Below are 2,540 nucleotides of genomic sequence, written 5' to 3' on the forward strand. Positions count from 1 at the left end.
AGATTTCCCTGATCGGCCTGTCCACCGCCAGTATTGCGCTGTGCGTGTTCGCCTTGCTGTGTATCACCGCCGGTACCTTGTACCAGAAGCGCTATTGCGCCCACTTCGATCTGCGCACCGGCACCGTGATCCAGTTCATGGCTTCCATCGTGGTGGTGCTGCCCTTCGCGGTGGCGCTGGAAGGCCTGGACTGGCATGTCAGCAACGTGCACTGGACCCCGCAATTCATCGGCGCGCTGTTATGGTCGGTGCTGGCGCTATCCATCGGCGCCATCTTCCTGCTCTTTGCCCTGATCCGCAGGAGCGCCGCCACCAGCGTCACCAGTCTGCTCTACCTCACGCCGCCCACCACCGCCGTGATGGCCTGGTTGATCTTCGGTGAAGCCTTCAGCCTCATTGGCGCGCTGGGCATGTTGCTGGGCGTGATCGGCGTGGCCTTCGTAGTGCGCAAGTAAGCGGCGGCAAACCGCTTCAGGCCGGGGCGAGCGAGCCCGGCATCAAGGTCACCAGCTTCAGGTCCGGGCGATTGGCGACCCGGAAATTGACCTGCCGGTACAGCAATTCCCCCGCCAGCGGATGCCGGAAACGGCGTTCGCCACCTTCGCGCTCCACCACATCCTGTAGATGCCAGGCGCGCTGGAAGAAGGGGCTGGCCGCCGACAGCTCCTGCACCAGCGCCTGCAATTCCGGGTCATCCAGCAGGCTGGCGCTATCGGCGCGAAACTCTGCCACCAGCCGGCGCGCGCGTTGTTCCCAATCGACCGTCAGGGATTGCGCCGCAGCACTGCCAAACATGAAACGCAGCAGGTTGGGTTGGCCGGCCTTGCCATCCAGCCATCCCATGAACAGCTTGCGCGCGGCCGCATTCCAGGTCACTGCATTCCAATAGCGATCCAGCAGATAGGCTGGCGCCCGGAAGTTGCCGACCACCTCCAGGATTTCGGGCGCGATCATGGTCGCCGCCTGCTGCTCCGGCAGCACCGGATCCTTCTTGCCCGCCAGTTCGAACAGATAGGCCCGCTTGGCGCGCGGCAGGTGCAGCGCATCGGCGATGCGCGCCAGCGCCTGCGGCGAGACCGAATCGGTGCGGCCCTGCTCGATCCAGGTGTACCAAGTCACGCTGATGCCGCATAACTGCGCCACTTCCTCGCGCCGCAATCCCGGCGTGCGACGGCGGCCATGCGCCAGGTGCGGCAGGCCGGCCTGGGCTGGCGCGGTCTGTTCGCGCTGGGATTTGAGGAAGTCACCAAGGGCGCGGCGGGCGAGGTCGGGTTCCATGCGGACAGGCTAGGGTGGTGGTGGGGGTACTAGTATAAATGCTTCACTTGTAACAGGATATGGAAACGCTAGACTGGCGGTTCATCCACGGCAAACAGCCTTTTTCTTCATATCGCATCCCATTTCATCTCATCCACAGGAGCCCCGCCATGCGCAGCCACCAGCAAGTCGTCAGCGATCAATTCGGCAGCACTGCCGCCGCCTATCTCACCAGCGCCGTCCACGCCCAGGGCGCCGATCTGCAGGAACTGGCGCAGATCGCCGCCACCGTGCCGGGCGCGCGCGTACTGGACCTGGGTTGCGGCGGTGGACATGCCAGTTTCGCCGTCGCCCCGGTGGTGGAGAAGGTGATTGCCTATGACCTCTCGGCCGAGATGCTGGAGGTGGTCTCGCGCGCCGCCCAAGAACGCGGCCTGGACAACCTGGCCGTGCGCCAGGGCAGTGCCGATAGGCTGGAATTTCCTGATGCCAGCTTCGAGCTGGTCTGCACGCGTTTTTCGGCCCACCATTGGCGTCACTTGCCGCAAGCCCTGAGTGAAGTATTTCGCGTGCTCAAGCCGGGTGGCCGCTTCATCGTCATCGACACCGCCGCCCCCGCCGACGTGCTGGCCGATACCTATGTCCAGGCCATCGAATTGCTGCGCGATACTTCACATGTGCGCAATGTCAGCCTGAACTCCTGGCGCAAGCTGGTGCGAGCTGCCGGTTTTACCATTGCCAGCGACAAGACCTGGAAGCTGCGCCTGGAATTCGCCTCCTGGGTGGCCCGGATGCGCACCCCGCCGGATCACGTCAGTGCCATCCGCGCACTGTGGCAGGCCGCGCCGCAAGAAGTGAAGCAGTATTTCGCGCTGGAGGCCGATGATTCCTTCTCCATCGATGTGGCCATGCTGGAACTGCGCAAGCCCTGAAGTCCCGGCCCACGGCTGCTTGCATGAGGCAATGACACCCTGCGGGGTGTCAACGTTTTCACCCTCATCGTCGTTATCCCTTCACTCCAGAGCGTCGTAAAGCGAATATCTGGGGCCAGTATTGCCTTCTGTTATCGCCATTGTGACCGATTGCTGACAGCTAGACTGGTATCATGTCGCGTCGTTGGCCAGCGGTTTTCTCGATAAAAATCGAAAAACTTCGAGTACCGCCCGTACAAAATTGCAGCAGAATCTCGAAAAAGTGTGGGGCACTTTTCGTGAGCAAGAGTGAGAAAGCCGTTTAAATAAATGCGCTAACACCTTATTTTTCTTGCGAAAAATCTGCATTTG

Annotated in this window: 3 protein-coding genes; 2 read left to right on the top strand and 1 reads right to left on the bottom strand. The window is 61.9% G+C overall.

The annotated features are described in order from the left end of the window. Positions 1–455: DMT family transporter (locus I5W_RS18885; RefSeq protein ID WP_044530390.1), on the top strand; the 455-nt coding region annotated here is incomplete at its 5' end. A 16-nt stretch (positions 456–471) separates the two neighbouring features. Here the strand turns inward: I5W_RS18885 and I5W_RS18890 are convergent. Further along, positions 472–1,278, bottom strand: coding sequence for a helix-turn-helix transcriptional regulator (locus I5W_RS18890; RefSeq protein WP_044530391.1), 807 nt, complete (start codon positions 1,276–1,278; stop codon positions 472–474). A 149-nt stretch (positions 1,279–1,427) separates the two neighbouring features. On the opposite strand from I5W_RS18890, the gene I5W_RS18895 reads away from it, so the two are divergent. Then, a complete protein-coding gene (locus I5W_RS18895; RefSeq protein WP_044530392.1) occupies positions 1,428–2,189 on the top strand; it encodes a class I SAM-dependent methyltransferase in 762 nt (253 codons plus the stop codon). Positions 2,190–2,540 lie beyond the last annotated feature (351 nt).

The sequence above is a fragment of the Herbaspirillum sp. B65 genome (genome assembly GCF_000333555.1).
In the GTDB taxonomy this organism is placed as follows: domain Bacteria; phylum Pseudomonadota; class Gammaproteobacteria; order Burkholderiales; family Burkholderiaceae_D; genus Herbaspirillum; species Herbaspirillum rubrisubalbicans.

Coding starts and splice junctions, on each gene's coding strand:
- I5W_RS18895 (WP_044530392.1), top strand. CDS start 1,428: ATGCGCAGCCACCAGCAAGTCGTCAGCGATCAATTCGGCAGCACTGCC.
- I5W_RS18890 (WP_044530391.1), bottom strand. CDS start 1,278: ATGGAACCCGACCTCGCCCGCCGCGCCCTTGGTGACTTCCTCAAATCC.